Raw genomic sequence first — 17,831 nt, forward strand, 5'->3', positions numbered from 1 at the left:
TCATATTAATATGTATTTTGTCAATAATAGAAAAAAATCAAAAAAAACAGGTATTCACTAGTAAAGGTGGATTATCCATGAATTATATGGAAAAACTAAAAAAATCTACACATTTCTCAATTGAAAAGTATAAGCTCAAGTAATATAATTAATACTAGTGACAACACAATATATTGTATTGGGGAGGAAATGATATGCTATATGTAGTTAAGAGGGATGGTAGAGAAGTATCTTTTGATCCTTTGAAAATAGCAAATGCCATAAAGAGAGCTGGTTACGAGGTTGGGGAAAAATTAAAAGAGAGTGAAGTATTAAACATTTTACAAAAGGCGATTAGTTATATTGAGGAAACTGGTAAGGATAAAATTAGTGTTGAGGAAATCCAAAATATAGTGGAAGAATCATTAATTAATAAGGGATACAATAATATAAAATCTGTTTATTCTAATTATAGAGGGGAAAGAACTAGGGTAAGAGAAATTAAGTCTGATTTAATGAAAGCTATTGAGAAGATAGGAGTAGAAACTGATAGAGACAATGCTAATGTTGGAAACAATTTCAGTTCAAAACTTTTAAGGATAGCATCTGAATCTAATAAGTGGCATAATCTTGCAAGTATGCCTAAAGAGTTAGCAAAGGCCCATGAAAATGGGGATTTATATTACCATGATCTAGATAGTTATAACTTAACTATAAATTGTCTACATATTCCAACAAAAGAAATTCTGACAAAAGGATTTAATACTGGATATGGAACAATAAATATACCTAAGAGAATTGAAACAGCTGCAGAGCTTTCATGTATTTTACTTCAATCATCACAAAATGATATGTTTGGAGGGCAAGCTCATCCTGATTTTGATAATGATCTTTCTGTTTTTATAGAACCAACAAGGGTAGAAATAAGAGAAGAACTTGAAGAATTAGGGGTAAGTAAGGAAAAAATAGAGGCTTTAACTGAAGTAAAATTAAGAAAAAGAGTACATCAAGCTATGCAAGGAATAGTTTACAATTTAAATACTATGCATAGCAGAGCTGGATCACAGGTTCCATTTAGTTCTATAAACTTAGGAATACCATATAATGATGATGCGGCATTAATTTGTGAAGTATTTTTAAAGGAATATAATAGTGGCTTAGGTAAGGGAGAACAACCTATCTTTCCTAATATAATATTTAGGGTTAAAGAAGGGGTAAATAGAGAACCAGAAGACAAATATTATTACTTATATCAATTAGCTTGTGAAGTAGCAGCTAAGAGAATGAATCCAACATTTATGAATATAGATGCAGATTTTAATAAGGAATATTATGATGCAGGATACATGCCAGCAACTATGGGCTGTAGAACATATCTTATGAAGAATGTAAATGGAGAGCCAGGTTGTAAGGGGAGAGGAAACATTGCGCCTGTAACTGTAAACCTACCTAGAATAGGAATGCAAGCAAAAGGTGATATAGATGAATTCTTTAAGATATTAGATGAAAGATTAGAGCTTGCAAAAAAATCACTTCTTCATAGATATGGAGTATTAAAAAATTTAAAAGTTAAAGATTTACCTTTTGTTGCGGGTCAAGGATTACTAAGAGGCTCAGAAGGGTTAGATAAAGAAGACTCTATAGAACCTATTCTTAAACAAGGTACATGGGGAATTGGATTCATAGGACTTGCTGAAGCTTTAATAGCTTTAAAAGGTCATCACCATGGAGAAGATGATGAAGCAAGAGAACTTGGACTTAAGATAATAGGATATATAAGAAGTTTTACAGATAGAGCTATGGAAGAAACTAAATTAAATTGGAGTTGTTATGCAACACCAGCAGAAGGGCTTTCAGGAAAGTTTATAAAAAATGATAAAAAGGTCTTTGGAATAGTTGAGGGTGTAACTGATAAAGAGTATTACACTAATAGTTTTCATATTCCTGTAAGCTATCCAATTTCTATTAAGAAAAAAATTGATATAGAAGCACCTTATCATAAACTTTGTAATGCAGGTCATATAAGTTATATTGAAGTTGACGATATGCCATCAGGTGAAATGATAATGGATATACTAAATTATGCTTACAAGAATACTAATATTAGTTATCTTGGAGTTAACTTTCATATAAGATATTGTAAAAAGTGTGGAACATATTTAGATAGTAGTGAAAGAAATTGCAGAAGTTGTGGAAGTGATGATATTCAAGGGGTTTCAAGAGTAACTGGATATTTAAGCTTAGATGAAAGATTTGGGCCAGGCAAATTTGAAGAGAGAAGAGATAGAATTTCACATTCTTTGAAGAGAAAAAACTATAATCTTTAATATTTATAGAGAAAAATTAATAATTATGAAAAAATAAGAGGTTTTTTAACCTCTTATTTTTCATTTTAGCAATGCAAGATTAAATATTTTTATTGCAGAAAATTGTACAAAATTAATGTAAATAATTATTTTACAAGAAAAAAGTGAAATAAAATTATTTAAACTTGCAATTTTTTAAAAAATCAATACTATTTTCCTTGTTAGAATTAACTGTATATGGTAAAATTAATTAATAATTATAGCTAATATTTATTTTTACTTGGGGTTAGTTTTAAAAATAAGTAATAAATTTTAAAGTAAGGGGGAAGGTTATGTCCATTAAAAATTTAAAAACAGGGAAAGAAATATTTGTAGTAGATACTACATTAAGAGATGGAGAACAGACAGCAGGAGTTGTATTTGCAAATGAAGAGAAAATTGCAATTGCTAGTATGTTAAGTGACCTTGGGGTAGATCAGCTAGAAGTAGGTATTCCTACTATGGGTGGAGACGAAAAGGAAGCTATAAAGAGTATAGTTAAGAGAAATTTAAAGTCAAGCATTATGGCTTGGAATAGAGCAGTTATTAAAGATATAGAACAGTCAATAGACTGTGGAGTTGATGCAGTAGCTATTTCAATTTCAGTATCAGATATCCATATTGAGCATAAACTTAAGACTTCTAGAGAATGGGTTCTTGATAATATGGTTAAATCTGTAGAATTTGCTAAGAAAAATGGTTTATATGTATCAGTTAATGGCGAAGATGCTTCTAGAGCGGATAGAGATTTCTTAGTTGAATTTATTGAAGCAGCAAAACAAGCTGGTGCAGATAGATTTAGATATTGCGATACCGTAGGTGTTATGGAACCATTTAAGATAAATGAAGACATTAAATATATATATGAGAAAACAAAATTTGATATTGAAATGCATACTCATGATGACTTTGGTATGGCAACTGCAAATGCAATAGCAGGTATCGTTGGTGGAGCTTCTCATGTAGGAGTTACAGTTAATGGATTAGGTGAAAGAGCTGGTAATGCAGCCCTTGAAGAAGTACTAATGGCATTAATGTTTGTTTACAATTATGGCGGAAGCGTTGATACTAAGATGTTTAGAGAAGTTTCTGAATATGTATCAAGAGCTTCAGGTAGAATACTACCTGCTTGGAAGGCTATAGTTGGAGACAATATGTTTGCTCATGAATCGGGTATTCATGCAGATGGAGCTATTAAGAATCCTAAAAACTATGAGGCATTTGATCCAGGTATAGTTGGTCTTGAAAGACAAATAGTTATTGGAAAGCATTCAGGTAAAGCTGGTATAATTAATAAATTTAAAGAGTATGGAATTGAACTTGATGATGTTTCAGCTCAAGGTGTTCTTGAAATGGTAAGAGCAACTTCAGTAAGACTTAAGAGAAGTCTTTTTGATAAGGAGTTAGTACAAATATATAAAGAATACGTAAGATTAAAAGAAGAAAAAGTAAATTAGCAAAGGGGGCAATACGTAAATGGGGGACAATTTAGTATATAAAATATTAAAAAGCCATTTAGTTGAAGGAACTATAGAAACTGGAAAGGAAATTGGAATAAAGATAGATAGAACTCTTACTCAAGATTCTACTGGTACTATGGCTTACCTGCAATTAGAGGCTATGGGAATAGACAAGGTTAGAACTAAGAAGTCAGTAGCTTTTATTGATCATAATATGCTTCAACAGGGCTTTGAAAATGCAGATGATCATAAGTTTATTCAAACAGTAGCATCAAAATATGGTGTGTATTTCTCAAAACCAGGTAATGGAATATGCCACCAAGTATTTTTAGAAAGATTTTCTGTTCCTGGGGATACTCTTATAGGTTCTGATAGCCATACGCCTACAGCAGGTGGAGTTGGTATGCTTGCTATGGGAGCAGGTGGTTTAGATGTCGCTTTAGCAATGGGCGGTGGTGCATATTATATAACTACACCAAAAGTTTGTAAGATAAACTTAGAAGGTAAGTTACAACCTATGGTTGCTGCTAAGGATATAATTTTAGAAGTCCTTAGAAGACTTACTGTTAAGGGGGGAGTTTCAAGAGTTTTTGAATACGCTGGAGAAGGCGTTAAAAACTTATCTGTACCACAAAGAGCAACTATAACTAATATGGGGGCTGAACTAGGAGCAACTACTTCAATATTCCCAAGTGATGAAAATACTTTAGAATACTTTAAAGCTCAGGGAAGAGAAGAAGGTTGGATAGAATTTAAGGCTGATGAAGATGCAGTTTATGATGAAGAAATTACAATTAACTTAGATGAGCTTAAGCCATTAGCAGCTAAGCCACATAGTCCAGACAATGTAGAAGAAATTGAAAGCATTGGAAAGATTAAAGTTGACCAAGTTGCAATAGGTAGCTGCACTAATTCTTCATACGAAGATTTAATGAGGGTAGCTAAAATATTAAAAGGTAAAAAGGTTCATAATGATGTAAGTTTAGTTATAGCTCCAGGATCAAGACAAGTTATGGAAATGATAGCTAGGAATGGTGCTCTAGGAGATATTATTAGTGCTGGGGCAAGAATCTTAGAAAATTCTTGTGGACCTTGCATAGGAATGGGTCAAGCACCAGGAACAAATGGAGTATCATTGAGAACATTTAATAGAAACTTCTATGGTAGAAGTGGGACTTTATCTGCTAAAGTTTATTTAGTAAGCCCAGAAACAGCAGCAGTATCTGCAGTAAATGGATATTTAACAGATCCAAGAGAGTGTGATGTAGATATTACAGTTGATATGCCAGAAGAATTCTTAATAGATGATTCTATGATAGTTGCACCTGCTGAAGATGGAGCTAAGGTTGAGGTTGTTAGAGGGCCGAATATTAAGCCATTCCCAGTTAATAAGGAGTTAGGTCAAGATATTGAAGGTAAAGTATTAATTAAAGTTGAAGATAATATTACTACAGACCATATTATGCCATCTAACTCAAAGCTTCTACCATATAGATCTAATATACCTTATCTAGCTGAGTATTGTTTCAATACAGTAGATGAGAAATTCCCTAAGAGAGCTCAAGAAAATAATGGGGGAATAATTGTTGCTGGAAACAACTATGGACAAGGTTCAAGTAGAGAACATGCTGCATTAGCACCATTATATTTAGGAGTAAGAGCAGTAATTGCTAAATCATTTGCTAGAATTCATAAAGCTAATCTTATTAACAATGGAATTATTCCAATGGAATTTGAAGCAGAGGTTGATTATGATAAGGTTGGACTATTAGATCAGCTTGAAATAGTAGATATTCAATCAGCTTTAGTTAATGGAAAAGCTACAGTAAAGAATATAACTAAAGGAACATTCTTCAATGTTTATATCAATTTAAGTGAAAAAGAAATTAACGTAGTTAAAGCTGGTGGAAGATTAAATTACGTAAAAATAACAGGATAAAAAAGAGCTGTCTTAGACAGCTCTTTTTCAATTGAAAATTAAGGATTAACCGATATTATTTAAGGTATAGAAATGGATATATGAAACTTTTGAATGAGTTTTAGAATATACATTTTTTTATTTTAATAATTGGTATATAATTGAAACAAAGTAGAAATAAGGAGAGGTTTATGAAAAAAAGAGGAATAATTATTATTTTGATAATAATTTTATTAATATCTATTGCAGGATTATTTTATTTGCCAAGGATTGAAGTTTTACTAAGTGGTTTGAATAAAGAAGAATCAGTTGAAGATGAAGAAGTTAAGGAGCCTATTGAGGATAAAAAGGAGAATATAAAAACTATAGAAATAGCAGCTGTTGGTGATATTTTAATACATAAAGAAATATTAGAGACACAATATGACGCTGAAAGCAATTCTTATGATTTTAAAAATACATTACAGTATGTTAAGGATTACTTAAGTAATGCTGATTTAGCTATAGGAAATTTAGAAGGAACACTATCTGGAATTGAAAATTATGGATTTTCAGGATATCCAAGCTTTAATGCTCCAGATGAATTAGCAGATGCTATAAAGTGGGCAGGAATAGATGTACTTAATAATATGAATAACCATTCTTTAGATAGAGATGTCAGAGGATTTTACAGAACTAGAGAGACTTTAGAAGACAGAGGGTTTGACATAATAGGTACTAGGTCAAGTGCTGATGATAATAGATATATCATTAAAGATGTTAAAGGAATAAAGATTGGAATTATATCTTATAGCTATACAATGACTAGCGAAGGAGGGGTTAGGGGTCTAAACGGAACTCCAATATCTAGCGAGATTTATCCTTTAATGAATACTTTTAGGGAAGATTCTTTAGATGAGGATTTTAATAATATGAAGGAAGAAATAGATAGGATGAAAGGCGATGGAGCTGAAGTAATAATATTTTATATGCATTGGGGAGATGAATACGAGTTAGAACCTAATGAAACTCAAAAGAAAATGGCAAAGTTCTTAGCAAATAATAATGTAGATATAGTTTTTGCGACTCATCCACATTCATTACAACCAATTGATATAGTAAAATCAGATGATGGATCACATGAGACTTCAGTTATCTATTCTATGGGGAATTTCTTATCTAGCCAAAGAACTGAAAGAATACAAAACCCGTACACGGAAGATGGGGTTATTACTTTTGTAAATGTTAGTAAGAACGAAGATACTAAGGAAATTAAGGTTGAGTATCCAAAGTACTTACCAACTTGGGTTAATTGGTATGAAAAAGAAGGTAAATTATTTTATGAAGTAGTACCAGCTACGGTTAATGATGCTGAATACTTAACAGAAGAAGGAAAAAGTAGAGTTGTAGAATCTTTTAATAGAAGTAAGGAGATAATTGAATCCTATAGTGATAAAATAGAAGTAAGGGATTAGTTATATTTTGCAAAGCAAAATAATGAAAGAATGATAGTGCTAACGCACAATGAAAAAATCAAGGGAATAGGAGTTTTTGACATGCGAAAATCTCCATTTTTTTAAAATCATAGTATAAAAATCTGCAAAGATTTTTAATTATAATTCTTTCATAATAAATTAAGGGGAGATGTAATTAATGAAGGATACTATAAGATTAGCTGGAATAGCTTATGAGAGCTTAGTAAATGGACCGGGTATAAGAAGGGTATTCTTTTCACAAGGGTGTAATCATAATTGCAAGGGTTGTTTTAATCCAGATACTCATGACTTCTCAGGGGGAGAAGAAGTGAAAATGGATGAACTTATAAAAGATGTAATAGAAAATCCTATTATAAAAGGTATTACCTTTAGTGGGGGAGATCCATTTGAAAGAGCAGAGGAGTTTGCTTATATGGCAAAGGCTTTTAAAGAAGAAAATTTAAATATATGGAGTTATACAGGATATACATTTGAATATATACTTAATAATTTAAAAAGTAGAGAAGGATGGGGTGATTTAATTAATAATATTGATGTCTTAGTAGATGGTAGGTTCGAAGAAGACAAAGCTATAGAAGGATTAAAATTTAGAGGATCAAGCAATCAAAGAATTATAGATGTAAAAGAAAGTCTTAGGTCTGGAGATATTATTACATTAGATTATTAAACTTGCCATAACTTATTTTAAATATTATAATTATCAAAAAGAATAATATAGTATTCGTATATGCTTGAAAATATGGTTCAAGTGTTTCTACTAGGAAACCGTAAATATCCTAACTACGAAAATAATCAATATATATGCTTTCAATTGAAGTGATTTACTTTAGAAGTATTTTTTATTTAAAATTCCGTAATCTTAAAAATGTGGGTTATTTATTGAAACATATATACTATGAACTTTTTAGTCTTTATTGCTAAAGGTATAAGTAGGACAAGGTTTTTGAATACTATAAACTTAAGTATAAAGGAGAAAAAGTACATGCAATTATTAAAAGATATGATAATGAACAAAGGAAAAGTGAGAGAAGGGAATATTTTAAAGGTAGATTCTTTTTTAAATCACCAAATGGACATTAAGCTTTTCAATGAAATGGGAAAAGAGTTCAAAAGAAGATTTGAGGGGCAAAAAGTAGATAAGATACTTACAATAGAAGCTTCGGGAATAGGAATAGCTGCTATAGTTTCTCAATACTTTGACTATGTACCAGTAGTTTTTGCTAAGAAAACAGAAAGCTTAAATTTAGATAAAGAAGTTTATGAAGCAGAGGTACATTCTTTTACTAAAAAGAAAACTTATAAGGTTAGAGTAGGAAAGCATTTCTTAAATGAAGGCGAAAATATATTAATAATAGATGATTTCTTAGCTAAGGGTTGTGCAACTAAGGGATTAATAGATATATTAAATCAATCTAAATCAAACTTAGTAGGAGTTGGAATAGTAATAGAAAAAGGATTCCAAGAAGGAAGAAGTGTTTTAGAAGAGATGAATGTTAGAGTTGAATCTTTAGCTATTATTGAAAAGTTTGAGGATGGAAAAGCAGTAATAAAGTAGAATTAATGTAGGAATTCAGTTTTTGGCTGAATTCCTTTTTTATATAGTTATTTAGTATTAAATAAAGTTTTAAATTCATCAGGAACTTGCATGACTTCTTCAATTTTATAATCATCATCAATTGGAGTTGAAGTCAATTTGATTAAAAATATTTCTCCGTTTTCAAAAGTAATAACACTATATAACTTATAATCACTTCCTGCAGTTGTAAGATTTTGAAGCTTTTCAAAATCTTCTTTAGATATTGAATTTTCGAGTCCATCACTAAATAGATTTTTGAAAGCTTCATAGTTTTTATTGTCAATAGATTGTTTAACTAGCAAAGCTGTTTTTGTAGGTGTATTAGCTTGTTTTGTTTTATCTTTAGAGCAAGATACTAAAGATAAACTTAATATAATAATAGAGAAAAGTAATAAAGTGAATTTTTTCATGAAATATACTTCCTTTTATTATTTTGATTCAATATAATTCTAATCTGTTTTAGTTTTAAAATTTTATTGATTTAACAATTGGATTATCTTGCAATATGGATAGTAACTTTAATTTGTTAAAATCTTTATCTGTCTTTATTTGGATTTCTAAATCAATTAGTGGAGTTGGTTCCTTAGATATTTCTCCTATAAGGCTTAGAATAGTTATATTTTGTGCTTTAAAAATTTCCTTTATATCATTAATAATAGTAACTTTAGCTTCAACCTGTAAAAATAGCACCTCTGCTTTAGTTGGAGGTAGCCATTTGATTTTTTTGTTTAGTAATACTTGTCCTATTATTATAATAAGTGTAGCACTTAAACCAATAAGGTATAAACCTGAACCCATAGCTAAGCCTATTCCAGCAGTTGCCCAAATTCCTGCAGCTGTAGTTAATCCAACAATGCTCTTATCCTTAATGAAAATCAAGCCTGCACCAATAAATCCAACTCCTGATACAACTTGAGAAGCGATACGAGTTGGATCAATAGATATATTACTTAAGCCAACTTGATCTTGGAATCCGTATTTTGATATTATCATTATTAGAGCTGCTCCTACGGAAACAACAAAATGTGTTTTAATACCAGCATCTTTCATTTTAACTTCACGTTCATAGCCTATAGCTAATCCACATATAGCAGCTATTAGAAGCCTCAATAAATAATCTAATTGTAATGTAAAGAATTCTGACATATCTTTTCACCCCGTATTACAATTTTACTATGATGTATACTATGTTATTACGGGGCTATTTAACAACAATATAATTTACTTATCTATTTAGATAATAGTCCATTACATTTCTCACTTTAGGAACAGTAACATGGCTACTACCTCTACCTTTAACATCTTCAATTATCATTGATATAGAAATTTTAGATGAATCAGGATCTACAGATACATACCATCCATTTTCTGTTCCTGTAGTATCATCTTGAGATTTTTTTATTTCAGCTGAACCGGATTTTCCAGCTACTCTATGGCCAGGTACTGCACCATCAGCAATAGTTGCACCAGAATCATTAACTAAGGCTGTAAATGCATCAATTAAAGTTGGCAAGTTATCTTTGGATATTAATCCTTCTTTCCAAATCTTAGCTTCAGAGTTTTCACTTATAACTAATCTTGGTTGCATTATATTACCTTCATTAGCTAAAGTGGTGTAGAACAATGCTACGTGAAGAGGTGTAACCATTACTTCACCTTGTCCATATCCTGTATCTGCTAATAATATATCTTTATTTAACTCACCATCATTTGAAATTTGTGATGATTCCATTGGGTATTCAAAAGATAATTCTTCTGAAATTCCAAAATTTTTAAGTCCCTTAATGAATTTTTCATTTCCGAGTTCTAGAGCTACTTGAGCGTAATAAATATTATCAGAGAAGTTTGCAGCATCTTTTAAATTTATTGGCCTACTAGGATCAATTACTCTTGTGATTTTATAATCACCCCAAGAACCATCTGGTTGCCATTTTAATCCTGTTATATCCCTAGTTTCATTAGGGTCTATAATTCCATTCTCAACACCTATTATTGAGGTTAATAATTTCATGGTTGAGCCAGGAGCATAAACTTTATTAAATCTATTTAACTCATCAGCATGATTATTTTCTTCCCATTTAGCTTTTTGAGCTTTAGTTATATAAGTAGTAAAGATATTGGAATCATAAGAAGGAGCACTTACCATGGCAATAACTTCACCAGTTTTGGGATTTACAGCAGTGGCAGCACCCTTTTCACCTGACATTTCGCTATAAACCTTTTGTTGTAAGTCTGAATCTATTGATAATGTTATATCTTTACCGTTTTCAATTTCTTTACTTGCAATAGTTATTTTATCCATTCCACGTTCTATATATATTTCTGTAGCATCTTCACCTTTTAAAGTATCTTCATATATTTGTTCTATTCCGGCCTTTCCTATAAGGCTTGTATCGTAATAGCCTTTATCTTGGTTTGCTTCCAATTCTTCAGCAGTTATATTTCCAATATATCCAATTAATCTACCAAAGGCTTCTCCCCCGTAATAAACCCTTCCGACTTTTTCTTTAAGTAAAATTCCTTCTTCACTTCTATTCTTTAGAGTTGACACCTTTGGATCATCTATTAATGTTTCAACTAAAGGGATAAAGTGTTCAGGATTAGTATTAGCTTCTAACTTAGTAGTAATATTTTCTTCGCTTATATCTAAAGCCTTAGCAATTTCAGATATTTTTTCTTCAACATTAGACTTGTTAAAATTGGTAGGATAAATTCCTACAGTAAACTTAGGACCATCTACAGCTAAAGTTTTACCATTTTTATCAAAAATACTACCTCTTGTAGCAGGTGTTATTGAGACTCTAAGTTTATCATCTTTAAGCATTTCAGGGAAAATTAAACCTTCATCCCAGTTTATTTTATATTGTCCATCTTGTTTAGTTAGAGATATTTTAAAATCATCTATTGATAAATTACCAGTTATAGCATCCATATTTAATGTAAAGGGAATAGTAACACTATCATCATCTTTCACCTTATCACCGTTAACTTCAAAAGATAAGTTTTTAGCGTCGATAGCTGAAAAAATATTGGTATATCTTGAAACAAAATCTTCTTCTGAAATGTATTCTTTAGACTCATTAGTTAGCATTTCATACATAGCTGCATAGTCTGCTTCGGTCCATTTTTCTGTAAAGTTATTAAATGCCTTTTCAGCTTTGTTTATACCTGAACATCCATAAGATATCAGTATAAAGGTAAAAATCAATGCAAATAATATGGTTGATTTTAAATGTTTTTTAAACTTCATAAATAATTATCCCCCTAAATATACAGTTAATGTATAAATTATAGCATTAAATGAGGTTGTTTACATAAATTAAAAAAAATAAAAAATAATGTATTATAGAATATGTATTAATTGAAAATAAAAAAGCGCCGAAGCGCTTTATAAATAAATGGGGGATGGGACCTGCGTAAACAGGTTTTGTATCTACATTAATAGTATTTACAAAAATAAAGTTTCTATACAGTTAATAATAAAAAATATTTTTTTATATAATATGTCAAATTATTCTTGCTTTAGAGCGTGTTAGGGGCTTTTATATGACATAATTTGATAATTCTCACTTTCTATCCATTGAATAGAAATTTTAATAGTGGTATTATGAATAAAAAGAAAACTTTAGAAGAGGTGAAATAGAAATGATAAATTATAAAAGCTTAACTTGTTCTACAGCTGATGCTTTAGTTATATATTTATTAGAAAATAATTTAAAAGTATCAAATGAAGACTTAAGTAAAAATATAAATTTTGCAGAAGAAAAAGGATTGTTTAATGGTAAGAATGGAGAAATTTATTCATTCACTAGAACTGTTAATGAATCTATTCAAACAGTAGTATTAGTTGGTCTTGGCAAAAATGAAGACTTAGATTTAGATAAAGTAAGAGAAGCTACAGGAAAAGGAATTAAGAAGATTAAGGAATTAGGTATTACAAACATATTCTTAAGAGTTCCTCATACTGAAACTATAAAGCTTGAAGAATTAATTAAAGCAATGGCAACTTCAGCAGAGCTTGCAAGTTATACATTTAATAAGTATAAGACTGATGCAAAAGAAGAAAAAGAATTAAATGTTTCAATTTCTAGATGTGGAATTAAGGAAGCAACAAAGGAAATCGAAGATGCAATTAATGAAGGTGTTGAAGTAGCTAAAGGAATAATAATTGCAAGAGATTTAGTTAATGAACCTTCAAATGTTATTTATCCAGAAACTTTAGCAGAAGCAGCAGTTAAGGTTGGAAAAGAAAGTGGATTTGAAGTAGAAGTTCATGGAGCTCTAAAAATTAAGGATCTAAAAATGGAAGCCTTCTATAATGTAGCAAAGGGATCTGCAAAAGAACCTAAGCTTATTGTTATGAGATACTTTGGAGATAAAGACAATAAGGACAAAGTACTTGGATTAGTAGGTAAGGGATTAACTTATGATTCAGGTGGATATTCAATTAAGCCAACTAATAGTATGTTAGATATGAAATCTGATATGGGTGGAGCAGCTTCAGTTATAGGTGCGCTATCTGTAATAGCTAAGAGAGGACTTAAGTTAAATGTTGTTGCAGTTATAGCATCATGTGAAAACTTAATTTCTGGAGAAGCTTATAAACCAGGTGAAGTAATAGGTTCTATGGCTGGAAAGACTATAGAAGTAGTTAATACAGATGCTGAAGGAAGATTAACTTTAGTAGATGCTATTCACTATATTATTACTGAAGAAAAGGTTGATGAAGTTATAGATTTAGCTACATTAACAGGTGCAGCTTTAGTTGCTTTAGGAGAAACTACTACAGCAGTAATTACAAATAATGAAGGATTCTTCAATGAATTAAAATCTGCTTCAGAATATACTGGAGATAAAATGTGGCAATTACCTGCGTTTGATGATTATAAAAAATTAATTAAATCTGATATTGCTGACTTAAAGAACAGTGGTGGAAGATATGCAGGAACAATAACTGCTGGATTATTCATAGAAGCATTTGTTCAAGATAAGCCATGGTTACATCTTGATATAGCTGGAACAGCTTGGACTTCAAACGTTAGTAACTTAGGAGTTAAAGGTGGAACAGGTGCTCCAGTTCATACATTATATGAATTAGCTAAGAGAAGAAGCAAGTAAAAAGTGAATAATGAATAATAAAGAATGTATAATAAGGTAAAAACTACTTTCAGTAGTTTTGAAAAATAAGAAATTAAGTGATTTTAAATAAAATACTTAATTGATATACATTTATGTTAAGGGCTGTTTATAACAGCCCTTTTTAAATTTCATTTTTTAGTTTTGAAACAAATATATTATGTATCTAATCATTATTCTTATTCTTTAAAAAGTTTATAGTGTTTATCACCACGAATATATTCTAGTGAACCAATTTTAGAGTCTAAACAATCTAAATATCCAATTTCACCATTATCAAATTCAATGCCGTATGTTAAATGAACTTTGGAATCAGTTCTTATTTCAAGAGGCTCTAATTTAATATTTGATTTATTTTTCATATCTTTATACTTTGTTTTAATAAGAGTGTTTTCATTAATATTAAAAGTGTACATTATTTCTTTTGCTAAAGTATTTAATTGAACTATTTGACCATTAGAATCAACTGTAACATCACAATAATTATCACCTTGAGTATAGTGCATACCAATTGACTCTAGGTTTAAACTTGATATAATTTTTTCGGATTTAATATCATATATAAATAGCCCAAAGTATCCATGAAATATAACCCTATCATTAGAAGCGTAATCAAGAATAACCATATCTGAAAGTATACTCTCCTCTAAGAATGTTGCTGGCTCATTAATTTCTATTTTTTCACCTGTGGGATTAAATATAAATAAACCAATTAATATAGAAAAGAAAATTAATGAGATGATTAACTTTCCTAATAAGTTCTTCACGTTAAAACCCTCCTATACAACAATATACTTTAATGAAAATCTCCTATGATTTAATTATACTAACTAAATCTATTTTTAAACATATTAATTTCTAATTAATTCATTTAATAGGAAAAATTGAATAAAGAAAGTTGAACAAAATAGAATTATATGATAATATCAAATTGCGATATCGAATTGTGATATTAATAGGAGGTGTGTTTATGGAAATATTAAAGATAAAAAATCTTACGTTTAAAGATAAAGACAATATAATACTTGATGATATATCATTAGCTATTAAAAAAGGAGAATGTATTTCTATAGTTGGAGAATCTGGAAGTGGGAAAAGTACAATTCTTAAATTGTGTGCAGATTTAATTTCACCATCTCATGGAAATATAGAATATAAGAATAAAGACTATTCAGCCTATGATTCTATAAAACTTAGAAGAAGTATTAGTTATTGTACACAAACCCCCTACCTTTTTGGGAAGGATGTTTATGAAAATTTATGTTTTCCTTTTAAAATAAGAAATCAAGAGGTTAATAATGATAGAATAGATGAGCTTTTAACTGCATTTTCTCTAGACAAGTCATATTTAGAGAAGGATATTAATTTGTTATCAGGTGGTGAAAAGCAGAGAATAGCATTAATAAGAAACTTAATGTTTATTCCTGAGATATTATTATTAGATGAAGTAACCTCAGCTTTAGATAGTAGTAATACAATAATTGTTGAAAAATATATTAAGCATATAAATAAAGAAGGTGTAACAGTAATTTGGGTTACTCATGATGAGGAGCAGAGCAAGAGGATTTTTAATAAGAGAATTTTTATTAAAAACGGGAAAGTGGAAAATGTGGAGGTGATTGAAAGGTGAGCACAGAAGCTTTAGTTATATCATCTGTTTTAGTTGCTATTCCAGTTTTTATATCATATAAAGATAAGTTGGATTTAAGTAGAGATATTATTTTTAGTGTTATTAGAGCTGTAATTCAGCTTATCATAGTAGGTTACTTGTTAGATTTCATTTTTGGACTTGAAAAACCTATATATACAATAATACTTATTATAATAATGATATTTAACGCCTCATTAAATACTAGGAAAAAGGAATTAGCTATAGAAAATCAGCTATTTATTTCTTTTATATCAATTTTAATTGGAACAAGCATTACGATGACTGTATTAGTATTATCTAAGGCTATAAAATTTACTCCTAGTGAAGTTATACCTGTAGCAGGAATGGTTGTAAGCAACTCTATGGTTGCTTTATCATTATCTTATAAAAACTTAATCTCAAGCTATAAAAATAATGGAGCTTTAGTAGAAGTAAAATTAGCATTGGGAGCAGATATAAAAGAAGCATCTAAAGATATAATTAGGGAGAGTATAAAAATATCTGTAATGCCTAGTATAGATTCGGCAAAAACTTTAGGTATAGTATCTCTTCCAGGAATGATGACAGGCTTAATCTTAGGTGGAGTTTCTCCACTTATAGCAGTGAAATTTCAAATAATGGTTACATTTATGATATTATCATCTACTTCACTTTCAGTTATGATAGCAACATATTTAAGTTATAAAAAGTTCTTTAATGAAAGAAAACAATTAAAATATTAGATGAAGCCTAAAAATGATTTATATATATTTGTAAAAGATATATAATATTAATAATTGTAACTTAAATAAATAAGGGGATGAAATTTTGAAAGATCAAATAGTAAGAAAAATCTTTAGTGGACTTATATATATTCATATTTTACACCATGGTAGTGAAGGTAGTTTTTATGGAAGTTGGATGATAGAAGAATTAAAGGAGCATGGTTACAATGTTAGTCCAGGTACTATATATCCGATATTGAAGACAATGGTCGATGAAGGTTTATTAATAAAAGAAGATAAAATAGTTAATGGAAAAATAAGAAAGTATTATGAGGCTACAGAAGAGGGAAGGAAACTTTTAATTGATCTTAAAAAAAATCTAAAAATTTTAATGGAAGAAATTATTTGATATAAGGAGCTGTTGTATACAGCTCCTTTATTTATTAGTCTATATTCTTAATTTGCCAATCTATAGGAGTTTTATTAATAGATTTTAAAAAGTCGTTTGTTTTTGAAAATGGCTTACTTCCAAAGAAGCCTCTAAAAGCTGAAAGTGGACTTGGGTGTGGTGAAGTTATTATAAGATGCTGTTTATTAGTTATAAGTTTCTTTTTAGCTATTGATGGATTTCCCCATAATATAAATACTATTGGATCTTTTCGTTCGTTTAATAAAGAGATTATTTTATCGGTAAATATCTCCCACCCCATATTTTTATGAGAATTAGCTTCATGAGCTCTTACAGTTAGTACAGTATTTAATAACAAGACACCTTGCTTTGCCCAATCTTCTAAAAATCCATTGTTGGGGATATAGCAATTTAAATCAGTATGTAATTCTTTATATATGTTAACGAGTGAAGGTGGAATCTTTACACCTTTATTTACCGAAAAAGCTAATCCGTGAGCTTGGTTAGGACCATGATATGGGTCTTGACCTAATATAACAACTTTAACATCTTTATATGGAGTTAGTTTAAGGGCATTAAATATGTTATTCATAGGAGGATAAATAGTCTTTGTATTATATTCTGAAGTTAAAAACTTTCTAAGGTTTTGATAATATTCTTTTTCAAAATCTTTTTCTAATAAGTCTTGCCAATCATTATCTAATATTTTTTTCAAAAAAATCACCTCTTTATATTATTAAAAATCATATCTTTATTTTATTATTTACTAAAATACCTACAATAATAATAGTATATTTTATATAATTTAGCAAAAACGTAGCCTAGAATATCAATATAAGTAAATTCAAATTATAAAGAGAAATACTTAGAATTTATGAGTTATTTATGAATAGAATATAGGCTTAGAGAAATACTAGAAAATGAAAGGTGATATTATGTAAATCGTTCCTTACGAAACAAGTTTTAAGTCAGCAGAAATTAATAAAAAAAGATGTTGACAAGAAAAATTTTAAGTGATAAGATAAGGAAGTCGCTTAAGGGCGGCAAGATAAATGGTCTTTGAAAATTGAACAGAATAAAGTTAAGTAAAATAAACCAGCAATTCTTTTAAGTCTTAAAATTAAGACTCAAAGTAATTTGAGCAAAAGATTAAACTTTTTATTGAGAGTTTGATCCTG

15 protein-coding genes and 1 riboswitch are annotated in these 17,831 nt (G+C 29.6%); of the genes, 10 read left to right on the forward strand and 5 right to left on the reverse strand.

Translation table 11 applies throughout. From position 1 onward, the window contains the following. The first annotated feature begins 194 nt into the window (after positions 1-194). From nrdD to GPX08_RS13805, 6 genes are all read left to right on the forward strand, one after another. On the forward strand, positions 195-2,306 hold the full coding sequence (nrdD, locus tag GPX08_RS13780; protein WP_156627379.1) for an anaerobic ribonucleoside-triphosphate reductase: 2,112 nt from the start codon (positions 195-197) through the stop codon (positions 2,304-2,306). Between the two features lie 311 nt (positions 2,307-2,617). After that, positions 2,618-3,781, forward strand: coding sequence for a homocitrate synthase (nifV, locus tag GPX08_RS13785; protein ID WP_156627380.1), 1,164 nt, complete (start codon positions 2,618-2,620; stop codon positions 3,779-3,781). Positions 3,782-3,800: 19 nt separating this feature from the next. Continuing rightward, positions 3,801-5,723, forward strand: coding sequence for an aconitate hydratase (locus GPX08_RS13790; RefSeq protein ID WP_156627381.1), 1,923 nt, complete (start codon positions 3,801-3,803; stop codon positions 5,721-5,723). Between the two features lie 170 nt (positions 5,724-5,893). Next, a complete protein-coding gene (locus GPX08_RS13795) occupies positions 5,894-7,156 on the forward strand; it encodes a CapA family protein (protein WP_156627382.1) in 1,263 nt (420 codons plus the stop codon). Positions 7,157-7,334: 178 nt separating this feature from the next. Then, positions 7,335-7,844: an anaerobic ribonucleoside-triphosphate reductase activating protein gene (gene nrdG / locus GPX08_RS13800; protein ID WP_156627383.1), complete on the forward strand. Its 510-nt coding sequence runs from the start codon at positions 7,335-7,337 to the stop codon at positions 7,842-7,844. A 34-nt stretch (positions 7,845-7,878) separates the two neighbouring features. Beyond that, a riboswitch (purine riboswitch) is annotated at positions 7,879-7,980 on the forward strand. A gap of 179 nt (positions 7,981-8,159) precedes the next feature. After that, the gene (locus GPX08_RS13805) at positions 8,160-8,732 is read left to right on the forward strand and encodes a xanthine phosphoribosyltransferase (protein ID WP_156627384.1); all 573 of its coding nucleotides are present in this window, start codon (positions 8,160-8,162) and stop codon (positions 8,730-8,732) included. A 47-nt stretch (positions 8,733-8,779) separates the two neighbouring features. Here the strand turns inward: GPX08_RS13805 and GPX08_RS13810 are convergent, their stop codons facing one another. The 3 genes from GPX08_RS13810 to GPX08_RS13820 form a co-directional block, all read right to left on the reverse strand. Then, positions 8,780-9,163: a hypothetical protein gene (locus tag GPX08_RS13810; protein WP_156627385.1), complete on the reverse strand. Its 384-nt coding sequence runs from the start codon at positions 9,161-9,163 to the stop codon at positions 8,780-8,782. Between the two features lie 55 nt (positions 9,164-9,218). Further along, the gene (locus tag GPX08_RS13815) at positions 9,219-9,899 is read right to left on the reverse strand and encodes an MgtC/SapB family protein (RefSeq protein ID WP_156627386.1); all 681 of its coding nucleotides are present in this window, start codon (positions 9,897-9,899) and stop codon (positions 9,219-9,221) included. A gap of 79 nt (positions 9,900-9,978) precedes the next feature. After that, positions 9,979-12,003, reverse strand: a complete 2,025-nt coding sequence (locus tag GPX08_RS13820) for a penicillin-binding transpeptidase domain-containing protein (protein WP_156627387.1) — start codon at positions 12,001-12,003, stop codon at positions 9,979-9,981. A gap of 395 nt (positions 12,004-12,398) precedes the next feature. Here GPX08_RS13820 and GPX08_RS13825 point away from each other — a divergent pair, with 395 nt between their 5' ends. Then, positions 12,399-13,871, forward strand: coding sequence for a leucyl aminopeptidase (locus GPX08_RS13825; protein WP_156627388.1), 1,473 nt, complete (start codon positions 12,399-12,401; stop codon positions 13,869-13,871). 197 nt (positions 13,872-14,068) lie between these two features. Here the strand turns inward: GPX08_RS13825 and GPX08_RS13830 are convergent, their stop codons facing one another. Then, the gene (locus GPX08_RS13830; RefSeq protein WP_156627389.1) at positions 14,069-14,656 is read right to left on the reverse strand and encodes a hypothetical protein; all 588 of its coding nucleotides are present in this window, start codon (positions 14,654-14,656) and stop codon (positions 14,069-14,071) included. Between the two features lie 203 nt (positions 14,657-14,859). Here GPX08_RS13830 and GPX08_RS13835 point away from each other — a divergent pair, with 203 nt between their 5' ends. The 3 genes from GPX08_RS13835 to GPX08_RS13845 all read left to right on the forward strand — a co-directional run bounded on the left by GPX08_RS13835 (position 14,860) and on the right by GPX08_RS13845 (position 16,653). Further along, the gene (locus GPX08_RS13835; RefSeq protein ID WP_156627390.1) at positions 14,860-15,519 is read left to right on the forward strand and encodes an ATP-binding cassette domain-containing protein; all 660 of its coding nucleotides are present in this window, start codon (positions 14,860-14,862) and stop codon (positions 15,517-15,519) included. Further along, positions 15,516-16,262: an iron export ABC transporter permease subunit FetB gene (gene fetB, locus GPX08_RS13840; protein WP_156627391.1), complete on the forward strand. Its 747-nt coding sequence runs from the start codon at positions 15,516-15,518 to the stop codon at positions 16,260-16,262. Before GPX08_RS13835 ends, fetB begins: the two co-directional genes overlap by 4 nt. Positions 16,263-16,347: 85 nt before the next feature. Continuing rightward, positions 16,348-16,653 carry a PadR family transcriptional regulator gene (locus tag GPX08_RS13845; RefSeq protein ID WP_156627392.1) on the forward strand — a complete coding sequence of 102 codons (306 nt, stop codon included), beginning with the start codon at positions 16,348-16,350 and terminating at the stop codon, positions 16,651-16,653. Positions 16,654-16,687: 34 nt separating this feature from the next. Here the strand turns inward: GPX08_RS13845 and GPX08_RS13850 are convergent, their stop codons facing one another. Further along, positions 16,688-17,368 carry a uracil-DNA glycosylase gene (locus GPX08_RS13850; RefSeq protein ID WP_156627393.1) on the reverse strand — a complete coding sequence of 227 codons (681 nt, stop codon included), beginning with the start codon at positions 17,366-17,368 and terminating at the stop codon, positions 16,688-16,690. Positions 17,369-17,831: the final 463 nt, after the last annotated feature.

Origin of the sequence: Clostridium tertium, from assembly GCF_902652255.1 — a bacterium.
GTDB lineage: Bacteria > Bacillota > Clostridia > Clostridiales > Clostridiaceae > Clostridium > Clostridium tertium_A.

Bases quoted from the DNA above. Each gene is read 5' to 3' on its own strand.
- GPX08_RS13795 (WP_156627382.1), top strand. From the start codon at position 5,894: ATGAAAAAAAGAGGAATAATTATTATTTTGATAATAATTTTATTAATA.
- GPX08_RS13790 (WP_156627381.1), top strand. From the start codon at position 3,801: ATGGGGGACAATTTAGTATATAAAATATTAAAAAGCCATTTAGTTGAA.
- GPX08_RS13815 (WP_156627386.1), bottom strand. From the start codon at position 9,899: ATGTCAGAATTCTTTACATTACAATTAGATTATTTATTGAGGCTTCTA.
- nrdD (WP_156627379.1), top strand. From the start codon at position 195: ATGCTATATGTAGTTAAGAGGGATGGTAGAGAAGTATCTTTTGATCCT.
- GPX08_RS13805 (WP_156627384.1), top strand. From the start codon at position 8,160: ATGCAATTATTAAAAGATATGATAATGAACAAAGGAAAAGTGAGAGAA.
- GPX08_RS13820 (WP_156627387.1), bottom strand. From the start codon at position 12,003: ATGAAGTTTAAAAAACATTTAAAATCAACCATATTATTTGCATTGATT.
- nifV (WP_156627380.1), top strand. From the start codon at position 2,618: ATGTCCATTAAAAATTTAAAAACAGGGAAAGAAATATTTGTAGTAGAT.
- GPX08_RS13810 (WP_156627385.1), bottom strand. From the start codon at position 9,163: ATGAAAAAATTCACTTTATTACTTTTCTCTATTATTATATTAAGTTTA.
- GPX08_RS13835 (WP_156627390.1), top strand. From the start codon at position 14,860: ATGGAAATATTAAAGATAAAAAATCTTACGTTTAAAGATAAAGACAAT.
- GPX08_RS13825 (WP_156627388.1), top strand. From the start codon at position 12,399: ATGATAAATTATAAAAGCTTAACTTGTTCTACAGCTGATGCTTTAGTT.
- nrdG (WP_156627383.1), top strand. From the start codon at position 7,335: ATGAAGGATACTATAAGATTAGCTGGAATAGCTTATGAGAGCTTAGTA.